The 18,739-nt window shown below is 63.8% G+C and carries 17 protein-coding genes; 9 read left to right on the top strand and 8 right to left on the bottom strand.

Features of this window, described 5'->3' with window-relative positions; genetic code table 11:
• The first annotated feature begins 80 nt into the window (after nt 1-80).
• The 9 genes from CLAM6_RS13885 to CLAM6_RS13845 all read left to right on the top strand — a co-directional run bounded on the left by CLAM6_RS13885 (nt 81) and on the right by CLAM6_RS13845 (nt 10,828).
• On the top strand, nt 81-1,571 hold the full coding sequence (locus tag CLAM6_RS13885; RefSeq protein WP_153636421.1) for an aminotransferase: 1,491 nt from the start codon (nt 81-83) through the stop codon (nt 1,569-1,571).
• A gap of 3 nt (nt 1,572-1,574) precedes the next feature.
• On the top strand, nt 1,575-2,684 hold the full coding sequence (locus CLAM6_RS13880) for a pyridoxal-phosphate dependent enzyme (protein WP_197738688.1): 1,110 nt from the start codon (nt 1,575-1,577) through the stop codon (nt 2,682-2,684).
• 58 nt (nt 2,685-2,742) lie between these two features.
• Nucleotides 2,743-3,786 carry an ornithine cyclodeaminase family protein gene (locus CLAM6_RS13875; protein WP_242007684.1) on the top strand — a complete coding sequence of 348 codons (1,044 nt, stop codon included), beginning with the start codon at nt 2,743-2,745 and terminating at the stop codon, nt 3,784-3,786.
• A gap of 134 nt (nt 3,787-3,920) precedes the next feature.
• Entirely contained in the window at nt 3,921-4,781 is an 861-nt protein-coding gene (locus tag CLAM6_RS13870; protein ID WP_054555611.1) for an HAD family hydrolase, read from the top strand.
• 6 nt (nt 4,782-4,787) lie between these two features.
• Entirely contained in the window at nt 4,788-5,837 is a 1,050-nt protein-coding gene (locus CLAM6_RS13865) for a DMT family transporter (protein ID WP_153636420.1), read from the top strand.
• A 264-nt stretch (nt 5,838-6,101) separates the two neighbouring features.
• Nucleotides 6,102-7,589: a SulP family inorganic anion transporter gene (locus tag CLAM6_RS13860; protein WP_054555610.1), complete on the top strand. Its 1,488-nt coding sequence runs from the start codon at nt 6,102-6,104 to the stop codon at nt 7,587-7,589.
• 179 nt (nt 7,590-7,768) lie between these two features.
• On the top strand, nt 7,769-8,659 hold the full coding sequence (locus tag CLAM6_RS13855; RefSeq protein ID WP_153636419.1) for a universal stress protein: 891 nt from the start codon (nt 7,769-7,771) through the stop codon (nt 8,657-8,659).
• A gap of 410 nt (nt 8,660-9,069) precedes the next feature.
• The gene (locus tag CLAM6_RS13850) at nt 9,070-9,426 is read left to right on the top strand and encodes a RidA family protein (protein WP_043331456.1); all 357 of its coding nucleotides are present in this window, start codon (nt 9,070-9,072) and stop codon (nt 9,424-9,426) included.
• Nucleotides 9,427-9,496: 70 nt separating this feature from the next.
• Complete coding sequence (locus CLAM6_RS13845) at nt 9,497-10,828, top strand: protein kinase domain-containing protein (RefSeq protein WP_172978714.1); 1,332 nt, start codon at nt 9,497-9,499, stop codon at nt 10,826-10,828.
• Here the strand turns inward: CLAM6_RS13845 and CLAM6_RS13840 are convergent.
• From CLAM6_RS13840 to CLAM6_RS13805, 8 genes are all read right to left on the bottom strand, one after another.
• Complete coding sequence (locus tag CLAM6_RS13840; RefSeq protein WP_153636417.1) at nt 10,825-11,235, bottom strand: hypothetical protein; 411 nt, start codon at nt 11,233-11,235, stop codon at nt 10,825-10,827. The genes CLAM6_RS13845 and CLAM6_RS13840 overlap by 4 nt on opposite strands.
• 465 nt (nt 11,236-11,700) lie before the next feature.
• Nucleotides 11,701-12,240 carry a heavy metal-binding domain-containing protein gene (locus CLAM6_RS13835; protein ID WP_242007683.1) on the bottom strand — a complete coding sequence of 180 codons (540 nt, stop codon included), beginning with the start codon at nt 12,238-12,240 and terminating at the stop codon, nt 11,701-11,703.
• 214 nt (nt 12,241-12,454) lie between these two features.
• Complete coding sequence (locus CLAM6_RS13830) at nt 12,455-13,714, bottom strand: beta-ketoacyl-ACP synthase (RefSeq protein WP_153636416.1); 1,260 nt, start codon at nt 13,712-13,714, stop codon at nt 12,455-12,457.
• Nucleotides 13,714-14,487: a 3-oxoacyl-ACP reductase FabG gene (gene fabG / locus CLAM6_RS13825; protein ID WP_153636415.1), complete on the bottom strand. Its 774-nt coding sequence runs from the start codon at nt 14,485-14,487 to the stop codon at nt 13,714-13,716. The genes CLAM6_RS13830 and fabG overlap by 1 nt, the downstream gene beginning before the upstream one ends.
• Nucleotides 14,487-15,095, bottom strand: a complete 609-nt coding sequence (locus CLAM6_RS13820; protein ID WP_197738687.1) for an ApeP family dehydratase — start codon at nt 15,093-15,095, stop codon at nt 14,487-14,489. The genes fabG and CLAM6_RS13820 overlap by 1 nt, the downstream gene beginning before the upstream one ends.
• Complete coding sequence (locus CLAM6_RS13815) at nt 15,089-16,420, bottom strand: beta-ketoacyl-ACP synthase (RefSeq protein ID WP_153636414.1); 1,332 nt, start codon at nt 16,418-16,420, stop codon at nt 15,089-15,091. Before CLAM6_RS13815 ends, CLAM6_RS13820 begins: the two co-directional genes overlap by 7 nt.
• Complete coding sequence (locus CLAM6_RS13810) at nt 16,413-17,252, bottom strand: DUF3261 domain-containing protein (protein ID WP_153636413.1); 840 nt, start codon at nt 17,250-17,252, stop codon at nt 16,413-16,415. The genes CLAM6_RS13815 and CLAM6_RS13810 overlap by 8 nt, the downstream gene beginning before the upstream one ends.
• Nucleotides 17,253-17,261: 9 nt before the next feature.
• Nucleotides 17,262-18,653, bottom strand: a complete 1,392-nt coding sequence (locus tag CLAM6_RS13805; protein WP_153636412.1) for an NAD(P)/FAD-dependent oxidoreductase — start codon at nt 18,651-18,653, stop codon at nt 17,262-17,264.
• Nucleotides 18,654-18,739 lie beyond the last annotated feature (86 nt).

Below are 18,739 nucleotides of genomic sequence, written 5' to 3'. Positions count from 1 at the left end.
TGTCACATGTCGATCATGGCGACCGGTGGCCATTGAGCACCGCCGGTCGATCGCCCCTAGTTGAGCATTCGGAGAGTCACATGAGCACCGATAACACCCTGAGTCAGGCCGCCAGCTTCGACGACGCGACCTCGACCGATGAGCTGATTCGCCGTGATCGCAAGGTCACCTTCCATGCCTCGACCCACCTGCGCGATTACGCCCAGGGCGATGCACCGGGTCGCGTGATCACAGGTGGCGAAGGCATCCGCATCCGCGAGCGTGACGGGCGTGAGCTGATCGACGGCTTCGCCGGCCTCTACTGCGTCAACATCGGTTACGGACGCACGGAAGTCGCCGATGCCATCCACGAGCAGGCCCTCAAGCTCAGCTACTACCACACCTATGTCGGCCACTCGAACGAGCCGCAGATCGCGCTGTCCGAGAAGATTCTCGAATTGGCCGGCCCCGACATGTCCAGGGTCTACTACGGCATGTCCGGCAGTGATGCCAACGAGACCCAGCTCAAGCTGGTGCGCTATTACCACAACGTGATCGGCAAGCCGGAGAAGAAGAAAGTCATCTCGCGCTGGCGCGGCTATCACGGCTCCGGCATCGCCTCAGGCTCGCTGACCGGGCTGGCGGCCTTCCATGATCACTTCGATCTGCCGATTCCCGGCATCCTGCACACCGAGGCGCCGGACTACTATCGCCGTCCCGCCGAGTGCGCCGAGATGAGCGAGCGCGAATTCTCCACCTGGTGCGCCGAGAAGCTCGAGGCGATGATCCAGGCCGAAGGACCGGAGACCGTCGGCGCCTTCATCGGCGAGCCGGTGCTGGGCACCGGTGGCATCGTGCCGCCGCCGGAGGGCTACTGGGAGGCCATCCAGGCCGTGCTCAAGCGCCACGACATCCTCTTGATCTGCGATGAGGTGGTGTGCGGCTTCGGGCGCATCGGCAGCCAGTTCGGCTACCAGCACTTCGGCATCAAGCCGGACCTGGTCACCATCGCCAAGGGCCTGACCAGCGCCTATCAGCCGCTGTCCGGGGTCATCGTCGGTGACCGCGTGTGGAAGGTGCTGGAGCAGGGCACCGGCGAATTCGGCCCCATCGGCCACGGTTGGACCTACTCCGGCCATGCGCTGGGCGCCGCCGCCGGTGTCGCCAACCTGGAGATCATCCGTCGCGAGGGCCTGGTCGACAACGCCCGCGATACCGGCGCCTATCTGCAGAACGCCATGCAGGAGGCTTTCGCCGATCACCCCATCGTCGGCAATGTGCGTGGCATCGGCCTGCTGGCAGCGCTGGAGTTCTCGCCGCAGCCGTCACAGCGCAAGGCGTTCGACTCAGCGCTCAAGGTCGGCCCGCGCATCTCCGCGGCAGCCCTCGAGGAAGGCCTGGTCGCCCGCGCCATGCCGCAGGGCGACATCCTCGGCTTCGCGCCACCGCTGGTGGTCACGCCCGAGGAAATCGATGACATCGTCGCCCGCGCGCGTCGCGCCGTGGACAAGGTGCATCAGGAGCTTGTCGACAATGGCGATCTCACGTCCGGTGATCCCGCTTCTGGTGACCCCGCATCTGGTGACAAGTAGGCCATGGCATTGACCTTACCCCCGCTCAAGAGCACACGGGAAACGCCGCTGGCGCTGGCCGATATCTATGCCGCGCGCCAGCGGCTGTTTCATTCATCGATGGCCACGGGTGTCGAACGCACGGCGCTGGTGCCTTCACCGGCGCTGTCGCGACGCTTCGATGCCGAGATTCTGCTCAAGCTGGAGACCCGCCAGCCCACCGGCGCCTTCAAGCTGCGCGGGGCCAGCAATCTGCTGGCCGCCGTGGCGGAGCAGGCCGCCGGGGAGGCCTTCGAGCGCCTCCAGCGCGGCGTGACCACCGCCTCCACCGGCAACCATGGTCGCGCGCTGGCCTACGCCGCGATGCGCCGTGGCCTCAGGGCGGTCATCTGTCTCTCCGAGCAGGTGCCCGCCAACAAGGTGCGTGCCATCGAGGCGCTGGGTGAGCTGGGTGGTGCCACTGGTGGCAGTGTCGAGGTGCGCCGGGTCGGGCGCAGCCAGGACGAGGCCTTCCACGAGGTCAATCGGCTGGTCGAGGAGGAGGGCATGCTGGCGGTGCCACCCTTCGATGACCCGCTGATCGCGGCCGGTCAGGGCACCATCGGGCTTGAGTTGATGGAGGATTGCCCGCAGCTCGATCAGGTACTGATCGGACTGTCCGGCGGCGGCCTGCTCGGCGGCATCGGGGCGGCGCTCAAGGCGATTAGCCCCGAGACGCAGGTGCATGGCATCAGCCTCACCGAAGGCGCGGCCATGTGGCACAGCCTGCAGGCGGGCACACCGGTGGAGGTGGAAGAAGTCGCCAGCCTCGCCGATTCGCTGGGCGGCGGCATCGGGCTTGGCAATCACACCACGCTGCCGCTGGTGCGCCGCGTGATGGATGAACACCATCAGGTCAGCGAGCGCGCCATCGCTCGCGCCATGCTGATGCTGCTGGAAGAGGAGAAGCTGCTGGTCGAGGGCGCCGCCGTGGTCGGGCTTGCCGCACTCGAGGCCTCGCGGCTGGGCGAGACCGACCCGGCGCTGGCCGAGTCGATCCGTGGCCAGCGTGTCGCGCTGATCATCAGCGGTAATGGGGTCAGTCTGGAGACCTTCGATCAGGCCCGAGCGCTGCTGGCGGACGCTCAGCAGTGATTTTTTCGCCCATGGCTCACAGCGTGAGACAGATGACGGCACACCAGGAGGAGGGCGCATGACGGAACCGACTCAAGAAAGCATGCAGACGTATTCCCGTGAACAGATCGAGCAGGTCGTGGGGCTGGACGCCACGGCACTGGGCACCATTCGCGATGCCTTCATCGCGCTGGGCCAAGGCAAGGTGGTGCAGCCGCCGATCCTGTCGATGGCCATCGAGGAGGCCAACGGCGAGGTGGACGTCAAGACCGCCCATATCCAGGGGCTCAAGCACTTCGCGATCAAGATCAGTCCCGGCTTCTTCAACAATCCCGCCCGCGGCCTGCCAAGCCTCAATGGCCTGATGGTGGTGTTCTCCGCCGAGACGGGACTGGCCAAGGCCCTGCTGGATGACGGTGGCTATCTCACCGCCATTCGCACCGCGCTGGCCGGTGCCGTGGCGGCAGAGGCCCTGTCACGCCCCGACAGCAAGCGCGTCGCGCTGATCGGCGCCGGTGAGCAGGCGAGCCTGCAGCTGGAAGCGCTGCGACTGGTGCGCGATATCGAGAGTGTCGATGTCTGGGCACGCGACAAGGAGCGCGGCGAGCGCTTCGCGCGGGACACCGAGCAGCGTCTTGGCCTCACCGTGCGCAGCCATGACAGCCTGCATGCGGTGTGTCAGAACGCCGATATCATCATCACCGCCACGCCGTCCCACACGCCGCTGCTGGATTACTCGATGCTGCCGGAAGGCGTGCATGTCACCGCGATGGGCTCCGACAGCCCCGAGAAGCGTGAGCTGGAAGCCGACGTGCTGACCGATTGCGACTACTTCGTGTGTGACAGCCGCGCCCAGTCGGAAATCAATGGCGAGCTGAAGGGGCTGGATGAAGACCAGGCCAAGGCATGCGAGGTCTACGAGCTGGGCAAGCTGCTGGCCGATGGGCGTCGTCTGCGTGACGGTGACCAGAACAGCGGTGACCAGAACAGCGGTGACCAGAACAGCGGTGAACAGGCCGAAACCGCCACTGATACCCTCATCACGGTGGCAGACCTTACCGGTACCGGCGTGCAGGACACCGCGATTGCCAGCCTGGCGCTGGCTCGGCTCGCCCAGCGCTAGCGCCGCACGCAGCGACAGCGGGTCATGAAGGCGCGACGGACTTGCCCAGCGCGGCGCCGCATGCGAGGGTCACGCAGTAACGGCAGGAAGCCGTTGACTCCCTCGTCCACTCGGAGCCTGTCGTGACTCGAACCATGCCCTCACCCTCTGCTGCGCCGCGCGCCCTCAATGCTGCCCCCGGGGTAGAGGTCCGCCGCTCGCCGCTGGCGGATCTCTGTGCCGACTGCGATGCCGTGACGCTGCTGCCACCGCTATCGCCGCCGGGTGAGGGGTATCTGCGCCATTTCTGCCAGCTGGATTCCCCGCTGGCGGTGTTCGATCTCGACGATACCCTGCTCGACGGCGACTGCACCGGCATGTGGATGCGCTGGATGGCCGCCTGTGGCTGGATCGAGGATGTCGAGGCCTTCATGGCCATCGGCGAGCGCCACCAGAGCGAGTATCACGCCGGCACCCTGGACATCCACGAGCACACCGGCCATCTGCTCAGCCCGCTCATCGGACGGCACCGCGATGAGGTACGTCGTGAAGTCGATGATTTCGTGGAAGAAATGGTGATGCCGCGTCTGCTGGAAGGCGGCATCGCACGGCTGGCCGAACACGGCGAGGCGGGCCATCGCACCCTGATCATCTCCGCCTCCATGCATCATCTGGTCGGCCCCATCGCCAGTCGCCTGACCGCCGATGGCGCGCTGGCCACCCATCCTGCCTTCGATGATCAGGGCCGCTTCACCGGCGAGACCACCGGCATCGTCACCTTCCGCGAAGGCAAGCTGGCGGCGCTGGATGCCTGGCTGGAAGACGCCAGCCAGCTCAAGCGTGCGCCGCAGGCACTGTGGGGCTACTCCGATTCCCACAACGACCTGCCGCTGCTCGAGCGGGTCGATCATCCCCACGCCACCCAGCCGGATGCGCCGCTGCGCCAGTTCGCCGAAGCGCGTGGCTGGCCGGTGGTCGACTGGCGCCAGTCGCACCTGTCCATCGAATCGGACTGAGCGTGCATGAAGCCGTCGACTGACTCCCATCTTTCCCGTGATCACAGCCCGGATGCCAGAGCCCTGCAGGCGCGCGGCGTCGCGCTGACGGCGCTGGGCGTACTGCTGATCTCGCCGGATGCGCTGTTGCTGCGCCTCGCCGATGTCGCCGATGGCCCGCTGGTGTTCTGGCGCGGCCTGCTGACGGCCATCGGCTTTGCGCTGATTCTGCTGCTCACCCAGCGCGGCGGGCCTGGCCAGCGCTGCGCCAGTGCGCTGGCGCGCATGCGTGGCTGCGGGCGCACGGGGCTGTGGGTCGCGCTGCTGTTCACCGGCTCCACGCTGGGCTTCGTGCTCGCCAATCAATACACCCGCGCCGGCAATGTGCTGATCATCCTCGCCGCCAGTCCGCTGTTCGCGGCGCTGATGTCACGGCTATGGCTGGGCGAGCGCCAGCCGCGCCATGTGTGGGGCGCGATTCTGGTCTCGCTGGCGGGCATCACGCTATTGGTGATGGACGAGGCGGGCAGCGGCTCGCTGACCGGCAATCTGCTCGCGCTGGGCTGCAGCCTGTCACTGGCGGGCAACTTCACGCTGTGCCGCACGCGCCCGGGCCTCGACATGAGTCCGATGCTGACACTGTCGGGACTGCTGACCGCGCTGTGTGGCCTGCTGGCCTGCATATGGTTGGCGGTCTCTGGGGTAGGAGAGGGTGCAGCAGAGGGCCTCGAGAGCGTACTCACCCAGCTGTGGCCCTCGCACAGCGATGATTTCGCCCGGCGCGCCGGCTGGCTGGTGCTGCTGTGTCTGGTGCTCTCGCCGCTGGGCTTCACGCTGATCCAGCGTGGCCCGCTGTATCTGCCGTCCGCCGAGGTGGCGCTGCTGATGCTGCTGGAAAGCGTGTTCGGCATCCTGTGGGTGTGGTGGGTGCTGGACGAGTCACTGACCCTGCGCGGCTGGGTGGGCGGCGCCATGGTGCTGGGCGCGATGCTGATCAAGAGCCTGATCGACCGCCGCCTGCGTCACCTGCAGGCCACGCGCACGCCTTCTGCGGATGCGTCTGCGGGCGGCAACTGATACAATCCCGCCCATCCCCGAGTTTATTCACTGTCAAATGACAGCCCTCTGGACGCCTCACGGCGACCGGAGCGAAGAGCTCATGGCGCGAAGAAAGCCACAGGGCGACCGGAAACGACGGCGACTTCACGACGCGAGCCAGGCGCGAGCGACACTGCCCCTGACGGCAGTGATGAAGATTGCAACAACCGGACGCCAGACTGACTCGACAGCGCCAGGATTCAGCACGCACACCACCTTCCCCAACCTGTTGCGGACGACTCGATGACAAGCAGCCTCAAACAGCAGTGGCTCTCCAACCTCCGGCCCGACATCCTGTCCGGCCTGGTGGTGGCGTTGGCCCTGATCCCCGAAGCCATCGCCTTCTCCATCATTGCCGGTGTCGACCCCAAGGTCGGCCTGTATGCCTCCTTCTCCATCGCCGTGGTGACTGCCATCGCCGGTGGCCGTCCGGGCATGATCTCCGCCGCCACCGGTGCCATGGCACTGCTGATGGTCGACCTGGTCAAGGACCACGGCCTGGAATACCTGCTGGCCGCCACCGTGCTGACCGGCGTGATCCAGATCATCTTCGGCTACTTCAAGCTCGGCTCGCTGATGCGCTTCGTATCGCGCTCGGTGGTCACCGGCTTCGTGAATGCGCTGGCGATCCTGATCTTCATGGCCCAGCTGCCGGAGCTGACCAACGTCACCTGGCACGTCTACGCCATGACGGCGGCCGGTCTCGGCATCATCTACCTGCTGCCGCTGGTGCCGAAGGTCGGCAAGCTGCTGCCGTCGCCGCTGGTCTGCATCATCGTGCTCACCATCTTCGCGATGGTCGTCGGTCTGGATATCCGCACCGTCGGCGACATGGGCGAGCTGCCGGACAGCCTGCCGGTGTTCCTGATTCCGGACATCCCCTTCAATCTGGAAACCCTGTGGATCATCCTGCCGTACTCGCTGCCGCTGGCGGTCGTGGGCCTGCTGGAATCCCTGATGACGGCCACCCTGGTCGATGATCTGACCGATACGCCGTCCGACAAGAACCGTGAGTGCAAGGGCCAGGGCGCGGCCAACGTCGTCACCGGCTTCCTCGGCGGCATGGCGGGTTGCGCGATGATCGGCCAGACGATGATCAACGTGAAGTCCGGCGGTCGTACGCGTCTCTCCACCATGGTGGCGGGTGTCGTGCTGCTGATTCTGGTCGTGTTCCTCGGTCCGTGGGTCTCGCAGATTCCGATGGCCGCACTGGTCGCGGTGATGATCATGGTCTCCATCGGCACCTTCTCCTGGCAGTCGATCCGTGACCTCAAGACCCACCCGATGTCCACCAACATCGTCATGCTGGGCACCGTGGCCGTCGTGGTCGCGACCCACAACCTGGCGATCGGCGTGCTGGTCGGCGTGCTGCTCTCGGCGCTGTTCTTCGCCAACAAGATCGGCCAGGTGCTGCATATCGGCAGCGACATGAATGCCGATGGCCGTACCCGCGAATACCGCGTGGTCGGTCAGGTGTTCTTCGCCTCCAGCGAGCAGTTCCAGGCCGGTTTTGACCTCAAGGAGACCGTCGAGCGTGTCGTCATCGACGTCAGTCGCGCGCACTTCTGGGACATCACCGCCATCGGCGCGCTGGACACCGTGGTGGTCAAGTTCCGCCGCGAGGGTACCGAGGTCGAGGTGCGTGGCCTCAACGAAGCCAGCGCCACGCTGGTGGATCGCTTCGCGGTGCATGACAAGCCGGATGCGGTCGAGAAACTGATGGGTCATTGATCCCGTTGGCGCCACCCGCCTGAACGAGGGCGGGGGCGCCAGCAGCGTGATTGATGCGTAAAGACGGCGGGCAGTCCTTCACGGGCTGCCCGCCGTTTGCGTTGGTGGGGTCGGAAAGTGGTAATCTCGAAACAGGCGCCTGAAGCGCCACCTTGATCGTCAGCATAAGGAAGCACGCCATGAGCCAATCCTCTGCCAGTGCCCTGACAGGCCATGACAAGGTCACCGCCTGCATTGACGGCTCCGCCTTTGCCGTCTCCGTGTGTGATGCCGCCGTATGGGCAAGCCAACGTCTCGCGGCGCCGCTGAGCTTCCTGCATGTGATCGACCGCCAGGAAGGGGCGGGCGAGGCCAGCAGTGATCTCTCCGGCAGCATCGGGCTCGGCGCGCGCGAGCACCTGCTGGAAGAACTCGCCACCCTGGATGAACAACGCGGGCGTATTGCCCAGGAGCAGGGCCGCCTGATGCTGGAGGCCGCCTACGAGCGCGCCGTGCAGGCGGGTATCGCGGAGCCGCGGCCACGCCAGCGCAATGGTGAGCTGGTCGAGACCCTCGCGGAGCTGGAAGACGAGATTCGCCTGCTGGTGATCGGCAAGCGCGGCGAAGGGGCAGAGCAGGCCAGCGAGCACCTGGGCAGTAATCTGGAGCGCGTGATTCGCAGCCTGCATCGTCCGGTGCTGGTGGTGCCGGGCGAGTTCAATCAGCCGACGCGGGTGCTGATCGCCTTCGATTGCAGCACCACCATCAAGCGCGCCGTTGAGGTGTTGGCGGCAAGCCCGCTGCTGCAAGGCGCGGAGCTGCATCTGGTGATGGTCGGCGCCGAGTCGGTGGAACATCAGGCCCCGCTGGACGCCGCGCGCGACACCCTCACCGCGGCAGGTTTCAGCGTGCAGGCCAGCTTCAGAGCAGGGGAGGTGGAAGCCTGCCTGCGCGAATATGCCAAGGAACACGCCATCGACATGCTGGTGATGGGTGCCTATGGCCACTCGCGCATCCGTCAGCTGCTGGTCGGCAGTACCACCACCGAGATGATTCGCAACGCCACGGTGCCGCTGCTGATCCTGCGCTGAGCCGTGTCTGAGTCGCTCAGGCGGCTCTCCGAGCATTGGCTGATGAGCGAGCCGCTCCATCATTGCCGTGACGCCGCGCATCCGTCATCTCTCGGGCGCGGCGTCTTGCTGTCTGGCGGGTGTCTTCGTATACCGGCAGTCTTGAGTTCACGCCCGTTTTCCTGCATCACCGGCAGCATGCGTGAAACAACAGGTGTCACCACAAGAGCCACCACAAGAGACCTCATAACTGAAACCACAGGTTCCCATGATGCAGGGTAATATCCCCCGCAGGTCGCGTTGCGCCGCTCGCGCGAATCTGGAACGCTGAAGGACTGATCTCACCCTGCTTCGCCAGCGGTCTTTTCTGTATCAGCGCCGTTGGCGGCATTTTTCCACTACCCAAGAAGAACAGCACAAGGACACTCTCGATGAACATCCAACGCCATGACACCAAGCCGCGTATGAGCCGCGCCGTGATCCACAACAACACCATCTACCTGTGTGGCCAGGTCGCCGGTCCGGACCATCGCTTCGGTAATATCACGGACCAGGCCAACAGCATGCTCGCGCGTGTCGATGCGCTGCTGGAAGAAGTCGGCACCGACCGCGAGCACCTGCTGTCTGCCACCGTCTATCTCAAGACAATGGACGACTTCAAGACCTTCAACGACATCTGGGACACCTGGGTACCACAAGGCCATGCCCCCGCCCGCGCCTGCGTACAAGCCGCCATGGCCAGCCCGGAACTGCTGTGTGAAATTACCGTGGTCGCTGCCGTTAAGTAGTATTTAAAAAATAAGCCCTTCTTTTACTACATGTAATGGGAGGGTCTTTAATATGGACAAGAGTAATTATATGGATATTTATAATGTGGGTGATCTGATAGACCAGCGTTTTAAAGTTACTGGAGTATGCAGTAATGCGGGAGGTATGGGGCAAGTTTTATTTGTCGATGATGAAAGCGGAACACTTCAAGGCGAATTGGCTTTAAAATACTGCAAAAGTGATAATGAAGAATACAAAACTAGGTTTCGTCGTGAAGTTAGATTGCTTGAAGAATTCGTCGGCAATCCTCGAGTTGTAAATATTTTATCTAGTAATGTTGATTTTGAAGTTCCTTATTTTGTCATGCCTTATTACTCGCAAGGGGATCTTTACAGCAATATAGATTTAATTGTTGGTAAACATGAAGTTCAAGATATAGTTTTTATGAAAATGATAGATTCTCTTTCTCAGCTTCATGAGAAAAACATTTATCATAGAGATATCAAGCCTCAAAATTTTCTTATGAATGGTGAAGAAATACTTGTATCTGATTTTGGGCTAGGTTTGGAGCCTTCATCAGAAACAAGAATTACTAGCAGTGCTATGTTTGCTGGCACCCACGGTTATTTACCTCCAGAATTCAGAAATGGTGGATTTAAGCGAGCATCTGAGGCAAGTGATATATTTATGTTAGGTAAGAGTTTCTATGTTTTAATGACTAACCAAGATCCTACTTACATTATGGATGGTGCTATTCATCCTGCAATGAAATATGTTATTGACAGAGCTTGTCATCTTGATGCAAATAAACGTTATCAAAACCTTTCTGAGTTGAAACAATCTATTAAACAGGCATATGATGTTATTCTAAATCGAGGTGGGGAATTAGGCGTTGCAAATCAGCTTTTATCTACTATATGTGATAGATTAGATAATGAAAGCAAGTATAGTCCTCCAGATGTTATAAGGTTTATAGAAAATCTCGCCCTTACTGAAGAGCAAGATAAAGTTCGTGTTTGTCAAGAGATTCCAGATAAGTTCTTTAGGATTTGTGGCCAAGATAAAATAATACCGCATGTTCCTAGTCTAATTGAGTCCTATAGGTGTATGGTTGAGAGCAATAATTACTCTTTTGCTTTTGCTGAGAGTATAGCACGTAGAATGAAGTTGATTTTCGATATGCCCGTTATTTCATGCGAGACAAGAGTTCTATCCCTAGAGTTGGCAATAGATGCCGCTTATAGAATGAATAGATATGTGGCAATGGATACTTGTGCGGTTATGATAAAATCTGTAAAAGATGCTAATCTAGCGATTCATGTTGCAGCTATTATGGATAGAAATAAGCACGATTTTATCACTAGCATCGAACCTTCCCAATGTAATAGTGGCCCTATTATGGATTTTTTGAAGGCTAGTTAACTATTATAAATTTTTACTCCACTCTCATACCTCACCCATTCTCGATAAAACCCGTCCAGTCGTTCTGTCTCGCTGAGGTGTGATGCTTCAGCGAGGCGTTCGCGTGCGTCCAGGGGCAGCATGGCGATGCGGGCGTCGAGGTCGTGGGCGTGGCGGGGGTTGCGGTATTCGAGGTCCAGCCCGAGTGGGAGGGTGGCGAGGCCGACGAGGACATGGCCGTGGCGGTGGGCGATGGAGACATAGAAGCCTGCCGGTAGCGCAGGATGATGGGGTGCCTGGCCACGCGGCGACCAGTCGGCCTGTGGCAGCGCAATGCCTTGGGCAGCGGCGAGTTCGCCAAGTAGAAGGCGGGCGAGGTGCGATTCGGCTTCACGTTGCTGGCGACGGCGGGCCTTGGTAGATGACACGGGGGTGTCCGCGTTATCCACATCCGCATGGCGTGCGCGCAGCGAGCGACGGGGGGAAGCCCCAGTCGAGGAGTTGTTAGAGGGAGCAGAGGAATCAGCACAGGATGCTGGCAGCACACAGGCCTCGGCCAGCCACAGGCGGGCTGGCCGAGAGGGTGATGCAGAGCAGTGATTCGGCAAGGCGCAGGCAGCGCCGCCAGACGCAGATGCCAGGCAAGCGGCGAGGGCGTGGGGATCATGCGAGATCAGCGGCTCGGTGCTTGGCGGCTCGTTGTTAAGCAAGCCAGTGCTAAGCGAACCAGCGCTCAGCGAAGCGGAGCCATCCGCTGCAGCATGCCCCAGCACCACACAGCGATAGGCGGGGTGATCGGTCGGGCGCGTCGCAGACTCACCAGCCGAATTATCCTCAACCGGCTCGCTTGTCTCGCTCACATCCTTGTCTTGCCTTGCCATCATGATGGCGAATCAGTTGTTCGGATGCAGGATCACCAGATCCCCACGCAACGCGACGCCCGCGACGATATTGCCCGCATGGCACTCGTACTTCTCGCTACTGGAGTAGGGCACCTTGTCATAGTCGCTGCGAATGTTGATGACCGCATTGGCCCCATATTCGCGCGCCTTTTCCTGCAACTCACGCAGCGCCGACAGGAACACCCAGCGGCAGGCTTCCGCATCGCTCTTGTTGGTCGCGTTGGTCTTCGGGTTCACCCGCGCCCAGCCGCGCTTCTCGATCCGCTCGTAGGGCTGCTTGTCACCGAAGAAGAAGGCCACGTCCTTGCCCAGACGCTGACTGGCCGCGGTGCTGGCCATCACCGGCATGATCGGCAGGAAGTGCTGCGTGTCCCGCGCCACCGCCGGGGCGGAGGCCACAAGCCCCGCAGAGCCGAGCAGCAGTGCAGATACCAGTGTCAGCACACGCGAGGCGCGACCCGCGCGGGCGCGCGTGGCAGGTGCCGCGGAACGTTTCGAGGATGCAAGCGACTGAGCAGAACGTGACGCCATCTGAGACCTCTCCTAACAGGGTGATTGACTGGCGCGACGCCAGTGAATATCGCCGTCAGCCAGCCAGGGGCGTGAGCCAATCACACCATAGACCATGCAGCGGGCGCGTATCTTGCGCCAGATCCGACCCGCTGCAAAGTCGTACGTTGGCGACATCCTGCAAAGGCGTCAGCGCGAAGCGTGATGACTGGTACCAGATCAGATTGCCAGTGACTCACTCACCCTGCCAGCGACGCAGAATCAGCGAGGTATTGATGCCACCGAAGGCGAAATTGTTGCTCATCACGGTGTCCGTCTCGAACTCGCGGCCTGCGCCGGTGAGGTAGTCGAGCTGCGCACAGCGCGGGTCGAGACTGGTGAGATTGGCGGTGCCGTGGAACCAGCCATCGCGCATCATCTCGATGGCGATCCAGGCCTCCAGCGCGCCACAGGCGCCCAGGGTATGGCCGGTGTAACTCTTGAAGGCGCTGATCGGCGTGGAATCGCCAAACACGGCATGGGTGGCGTGGCTCTCGGCGATATCGCCGCGCTCGGTGGCGGTGCCATGGGCGCTGACATAGCCGATCTCTGAGGCCTCGACACCGGCATCCTCCAGCGCCATGCGCATCGCGGCTTCCATCATGTTGGCGTCCGGCTGGGTGACGTGACGGCCATCGGAGTTGGTGCCGAAGCCGAGAATCTCGGCGTGGATGGTCGCGCCGCGCGCCAGGGCGTGCTCCAGCTCTTCCAGAATCAGCGTGCCGGCGCCTTCACCGATCACCAGGCCATCACGCTCGGCATCGAAGGGCCGCGGTGACAGGTCCGGGCGCTCATTGCAGGTGCTGGTGGCGAACAGGGTATCGAACACGGCGGCATCGGCGGCGGACAGCTCCTCGCAGCCACCGGCGACCATCGCGGTCTGGCGGCCGAAGCGGATCGCCTCATAGGCGTAACCGATGCCCTGGCTGCCGGAGGTGCAGGCGCTGGAGGTGGTGTGGATCCGCCCCTTGATGCCGAGGAAGACACCGATATTGACCGGCGCGGTGTGCGCCATCATGCGGATATAGGAATTGGCGCTGAGCCCGTCGGTGGAGTGGTTGATCAGCATGTTGCCGAAGTCGGCCACCGCATCCGGCTCACCGGCCGAGGCACCGTAGGCGATGCCCATCTGGCCGCTCTCCTTGAGCGGGCTGTCACTCAGGCCAGCCGCTTCCAGCGCCAGTTCGCTGGAGCGGGTCGCCAGCTGCGCCACACGGCCCATGCTGCGCAGCGCGCGACGGTTGTAGTGACTGGGCAGCTCGAAATCGTTGACCGGCGCGCCGAGGCGGGTGTTGAGGCCGTCGTACTTGTCCCAGTCCTCGATATAGCGGATGCCGGTGCGCCCGGCGGCCAGATTGGCGCGCAGGGTCGGCCAGTCATTGCCGATGGGCGAGAAGCCATGCATGCCGGTGACCACGACACGTCTGCCGCGCAGTACGTGAGAGGAAGTCGTCATCAGAACATCCCCCCGTTCACCGCGATGGTCTGGCGGGTGATGTAGCCGGCGTCCTTCGAGCACAGGAAGGCCACGGTGGCGGCGACTTCCTCGGCTTCCCCCGCGCGGCGCATGGGAATCATCTTCAGCGCCTCTTCCATCTCGACGCCTTCGGTCATCTCGGTGGCGATGACGCCCGGTGCGACGGCATTGACGGTGATGCGGCGCTTGGCCAGCTCCACCGCCAGCGCCTTGACCGCGCCGATCAGCCCCGCCTTGGCGGCGGAATAGTTGACCTGACCCCGATTGCCCATCATGCCCGACACCGAGGACATCACGATGATGCGCCCCGGCTTGCGGCGGCGTACCAGCGGCATGGAAAGCGGCTTGATGACGTTGTAGAAGCCATCGAGGTTGGTGCGGATCACGCTGTCCCAGTCTTCATCGGTGAGCGCCGGGAAGGCGTTGTCGGCATGGATACCGGCATTGCAGACCACCCCGTAGTAGCAGCCGTGGGCCTCGATATCGGCTTCCAGCGCGCTGCGTGCGGCGTCACGGTCGGCGACATCGAAGCTCAGGATGCGCGATTCACCGCCCAGGGCGCTGATCTCACGCGCGACCTCCTCGGCGGCGTCACGGCGCGAGCGACAATGCAGCACCAGGTTGTAGCCTTCGCGGGCCAGACGCAGCGCGATGGCGCGGCCGATGCCACGGCTGGAGCCGGTGACCAGAATCCACTCGCGCGCTTCAGGGGCAGCGGTGGCAGTTTCAGTAGCGGGGGGTGTGACAGACATCAGACATTACCTTGCGATGAGGCACCGGCAGCATCCTGCTGTCCGGGTGAGGATTCTTGTGCGGTGTCTTGCGTAGACGCCGCGGAGGGCAGCGCCTCGGGCGCCGGCTCGAAGACATTCACGCCGGCACGCGCGACTATGGCGCCGTGCTCGTCGCTGATGGTGGCCTCGAAGGCGCCCAGGCCGTTGTCGGCGCGATAGTCGAGCTGAACATGAATCTGCCAGCGACAGTCGCAGGAAAAGGCGGCGACTTCGCTCTCATAGCGGCGACTCCCGAGCAGAAAGCCGACCCGTGGCGGCTGGCCGCTGCGCGCAGCCTGCATGCCCGACCAGGCGGCGATGGCCTGCGCCATCCATTCAAGCCCGACCCAGGCGGGAATCACGGCCTGGCCGTCGGCGTCCGGCTCGGCGAACAGATTGTCTGGCGTCGGGGTGATGTCGGCGCTCAGCGAATGCTCGTCACAGCGCAGTACGCTATCCAGCAGGCACATGCCCGCATCATGGGGCACGTAGGGGCCGATGGCGCAGGGCATGGCGGGATAGCGCGCCTCACGGGGCTGCACCTCAGCGCCAGCAAGGGAAACTGAGTCGGTGCTCGGGGTCAGCATGCAGAGGACTCCGGGTCGGTGGTGTGGCGCTCCAGCACCAGCGAGATATTGTTGCCGCCGAAGGCGAAGGCATTGCTCATCACCCGCAGCGGCGGGGTCTCGGGGCGGTCACGATAGACGATGTTGAGCGCAGGCAGCGTCGGGTCCAGCGCCTCACGCGGCGTGGCATGCGGCGGCAGGCGGCCATGTTCCAGCGCCAGCCAGCAGAAGGCGGCTTCCAGTGCCCCGCAGGCGCCCAGCGTATGGCCGGTGAGGGCCTTGGTCGAGCTGACGGCGGGCAGACGGGCGTGATCGATATCAGAACCGGCATCAGAACCGCTGTCAGAGTCGGCGTCCGTACCGAACAGACGGCTGATGGCGAGGCTTTCCATCGCGTCATTCAGCGGCGTGGCGGTGCCGTGCAGGTTGATGTAGTCGATCTCGCTGGGGGCACGACCGGCACTGGCGAGCGCGCCGCGCATGGCGGCCTCGGCGCCGCTGCCATCGGGGCAGGGCGCGGAAATATGGTGGGCATCGCTGGATTCGCCGACGCCGGTCAGCTGTACGCCGCCGCGCTCCGGCGTGACCACGAACAGCACCGCGGCCTCGCCCAGATTGATGCCATCGCGCTCGGCTCCCAGCGGCTGGCTCTGCTTGCGGCTGACGGCCTCCAGGCTCATGAAGCCTTTCACCGTCATGTGACACAGGCTGTCGGCGCCACCGGCGATCACCGCATCGCACTGACCGGAGGCCAGCAGACGCCGTGCACTGGCCAGGGCCTTGGCGCTGGAGGTGCAGGCGGTGGACAGGGTGTAGATCGGCCCGCGCGCGCCGCTCAGCCAGGCGACACACTCGGCGGGTGCGCCCAGTTCCTGACGACGATATTCAAAGCTTTGCGGCCAGCTGTCGGCGCTCGGCGTGCCCTGGGCGACGGCGGCGCGCTGGGCGTCCATCGCGGCTTCCGTCTCGCCGATGCCGGAGGTGCTGGTACCGAGCACCACGCCGATGCGCTCCGGCGCGATGCCCTGACGCTTGAGGGCTTCAAGTTCCGGTGCCAACTGCTCAAGCGCGGTGGCCAGCAGGCGGTTGTTGCGTGAGCGCAGCGGGGCCGGCCAGTCGCTGTCATCCACCAGCCGCGCGGTGACGCGCCCCAGTGACAGTGGCGTGCCGGGGCTGAAGTCATCACTGACACGCAGGCCACGGCTGGCGCTGAACAGCGCACTGCTGATCAGGCCGTGGTCTGCGCCCAGCGGGCAGACGATGCCGGGGCGTGACAGGCGACAGGCGTTGCCAGTGTCGCGGCCCTTGGGGGTAGCGGTGGCCACGGTTGCAACAGATTCAGTCATGCGCGGGAGCTTCCGGTGAGTCGTCAGGGTCGTTCTGTGTGCTGGGCGCTGCCAGCGGTTCCAGCGTCAGCTGCATGTCGGCTGCCGGGTCGCGCAGGGTCACGCGGCCGCTGGCATCGCGGGTCAGCTCGGCGATGGTCACACCATCTTGCGTGATGATGCGCTGCGCGGGCTGGCGACCTTGTTGCCAGTCGCCGCGTTGTACCAGCTGCCAGCCTGTGTTCGCAAAGGCGTCATCGATCGCGGCCTGCGGCCAGTGCACCCAGGCGATACGCCGCGCCAGCCAGTCGGCGCTGAAGGGCAGCTTCTCGAGCACTTCGGGGCGTGCCTTCTCGAAACGGCTGCCGTCGGCGTCGTGCACCAGCGTCAGCAGGCGTTGGCCCTGCACGCTGAGCATGACCAGCCGCATGGCCTCGGGCGATTGACGCAGGACGCCGATGAGAGGCGGCAGATTCTGCTCCTGCGCACCCTCGCCAGCCTCGGCATCGGCGTCGGCCCTTTCATCGGCATCGACATCGACAGTCCGCTTTGCGCTGTCATCACTCTCTATACGCGCCACACGCAGAATCAGACGTTGGGTGCTGGTCTGCTCGAGACTCGCAAGCGTCGGCATCGGGCTGACAGCCTCCAGCGGCTGTGGGGCGAGCAGGCTGCAGCCGCTCAACAGCAGCGTGGCGGCCACGGCGAGGCTGGCCAGCCCGAGGCGGCTGCGCAGCCCTGCTGAACGCAGCCCGACTGTGTGCAGCCCAGTAGAGCGCAGCCCTGCTGAGCGCAGCCCGACTGAGAGCAGCCCTGTGGAAACAACGTGAGAGGCGAAAGACATGTTTTTCATGACGCTACTTTACCTGTTCTCACCGACGCTTGCTGCGCGGCCGAAGGCGCTGAGGCCAGCGAGCGAGTCGCTTTCCGGCACCGCGTCTGGCGCGAGTGTCTGCTCGGGCGCGGTCAGTCTGGCAAGGGCCGTCAGGCGGCGGCGACTGGCACTGACGAAGGGGTTGGCCGTGTCCCAGGCGTAACCGGCGAGCACCGCGCTGATCATCTGGCGAATCCGCGCATGCGGCTCGGGATGATAGATGATGTCGGTCAGGCGGCTGTCGTACCAGGCGGTGACGAATTCGCGGAAGACCTCGATGCCACGGCGCAGCGGCTGCTCGTATTCACTGGCCCAGTCGGGGCGCTGCTCATCGCGGGTCGCGGTAAGCTCACGTGCGACCAGCGGCGCGGCACGCAGCGCCGATTCCAGTGCGATGGTCACGCCGGAGGAGAACACCGGGTCCAGAAATTCTCCGGCATTGCCGAGCAGCGCATAGCCCGGGCCATGCAGGCGACTGACATCGGCGCTGTAACCGCCCAGCGACTGCACGGCGTTGGCCGGTCGAGCATCACGCAGCAGCTCCGCCAGGCGCGGTTCTTCCATCACCCACTGCCACAGGCGTGTCTGCGCATCGTCCTCGGCGGCAGGCTCGATCAGCTCGCGCGGGCCGACCACGCCCAGCGAGGCGCGGCCATTGGCGAAGGGAATCAGCCAGTACCAGACATCGGGATGCGTAGGATGCGAGGCGATCAGGATATTGTCGCGGCGATAGCCCTCGGCGGGCGGCGCGAGGTCGGCGATGCCATCGTGGACATGGCCGAACAGCGCCATGCGCGGCTCCAGGCGCGGGTCGCGCTCAAGCGATTCGAGGCGCGCCAGCACGCGGCCATAACCGCTGGCATCCAGCACGAAGGCGGCCTCAAGCTCGCGACCATCCGCCAGCGTGAGGCGTGGCCCCTGTGCATGGCTGGTGACGTCGCTCTGCGCGGGGCGGGCGGGAGTGAAGCCCGTGACCGTGACACCGAATTCGACCTCGGCGCCCGCCGCCCGCGCGCCCTCGATCAGACGCTGATCAAAGTCGGCGCGCTCCACCTGCCAGGTGGTGCCGGGGCCGTCACTGAACTTGTCGCGGAAGTCGATCACGCGATGCTCGCCGCGGCGGGTGAAGGCCGCACCGGTCTTGCGCTGATAGCCACCGGCGGCGGCGGCCTCCATCAAGCCGCAGGCCTCCAGATGCTGCATGCAACGCGGCAGCAGGCTCTCGCCGATGGAGAAGCGCGGGAAGTGGCTGCGTTCCAGTACGCGCACCGCATGGCCCGCGCGTGCCAGCCACGCCGCCGCCGCCGCACCGGCGGGCCCGGCGCCGATGATGATGACTTCCTTGCGTGGTGGGTTGTTGCTGCGATCTGCCGATTCCATGGCATCGTCCCCTGTCGTTGTCGTTGTCGATATCGTTATCGTTATGTGTTCATGCTGCGCTGCGTTCCCTGCGGCTTGCTTGTCTT

This window comes from Cobetia sp. AM6 (assembly GCF_009617955.1).
GTDB classification, from domain to species: domain Bacteria; phylum Pseudomonadota; class Gammaproteobacteria; order Pseudomonadales; family Halomonadaceae; genus Cobetia; species Cobetia amphilecti.
Note: the sequence above shows the minus strand (reverse complement) of the source record. Positions and strands in the feature narration are given on the sequence as shown.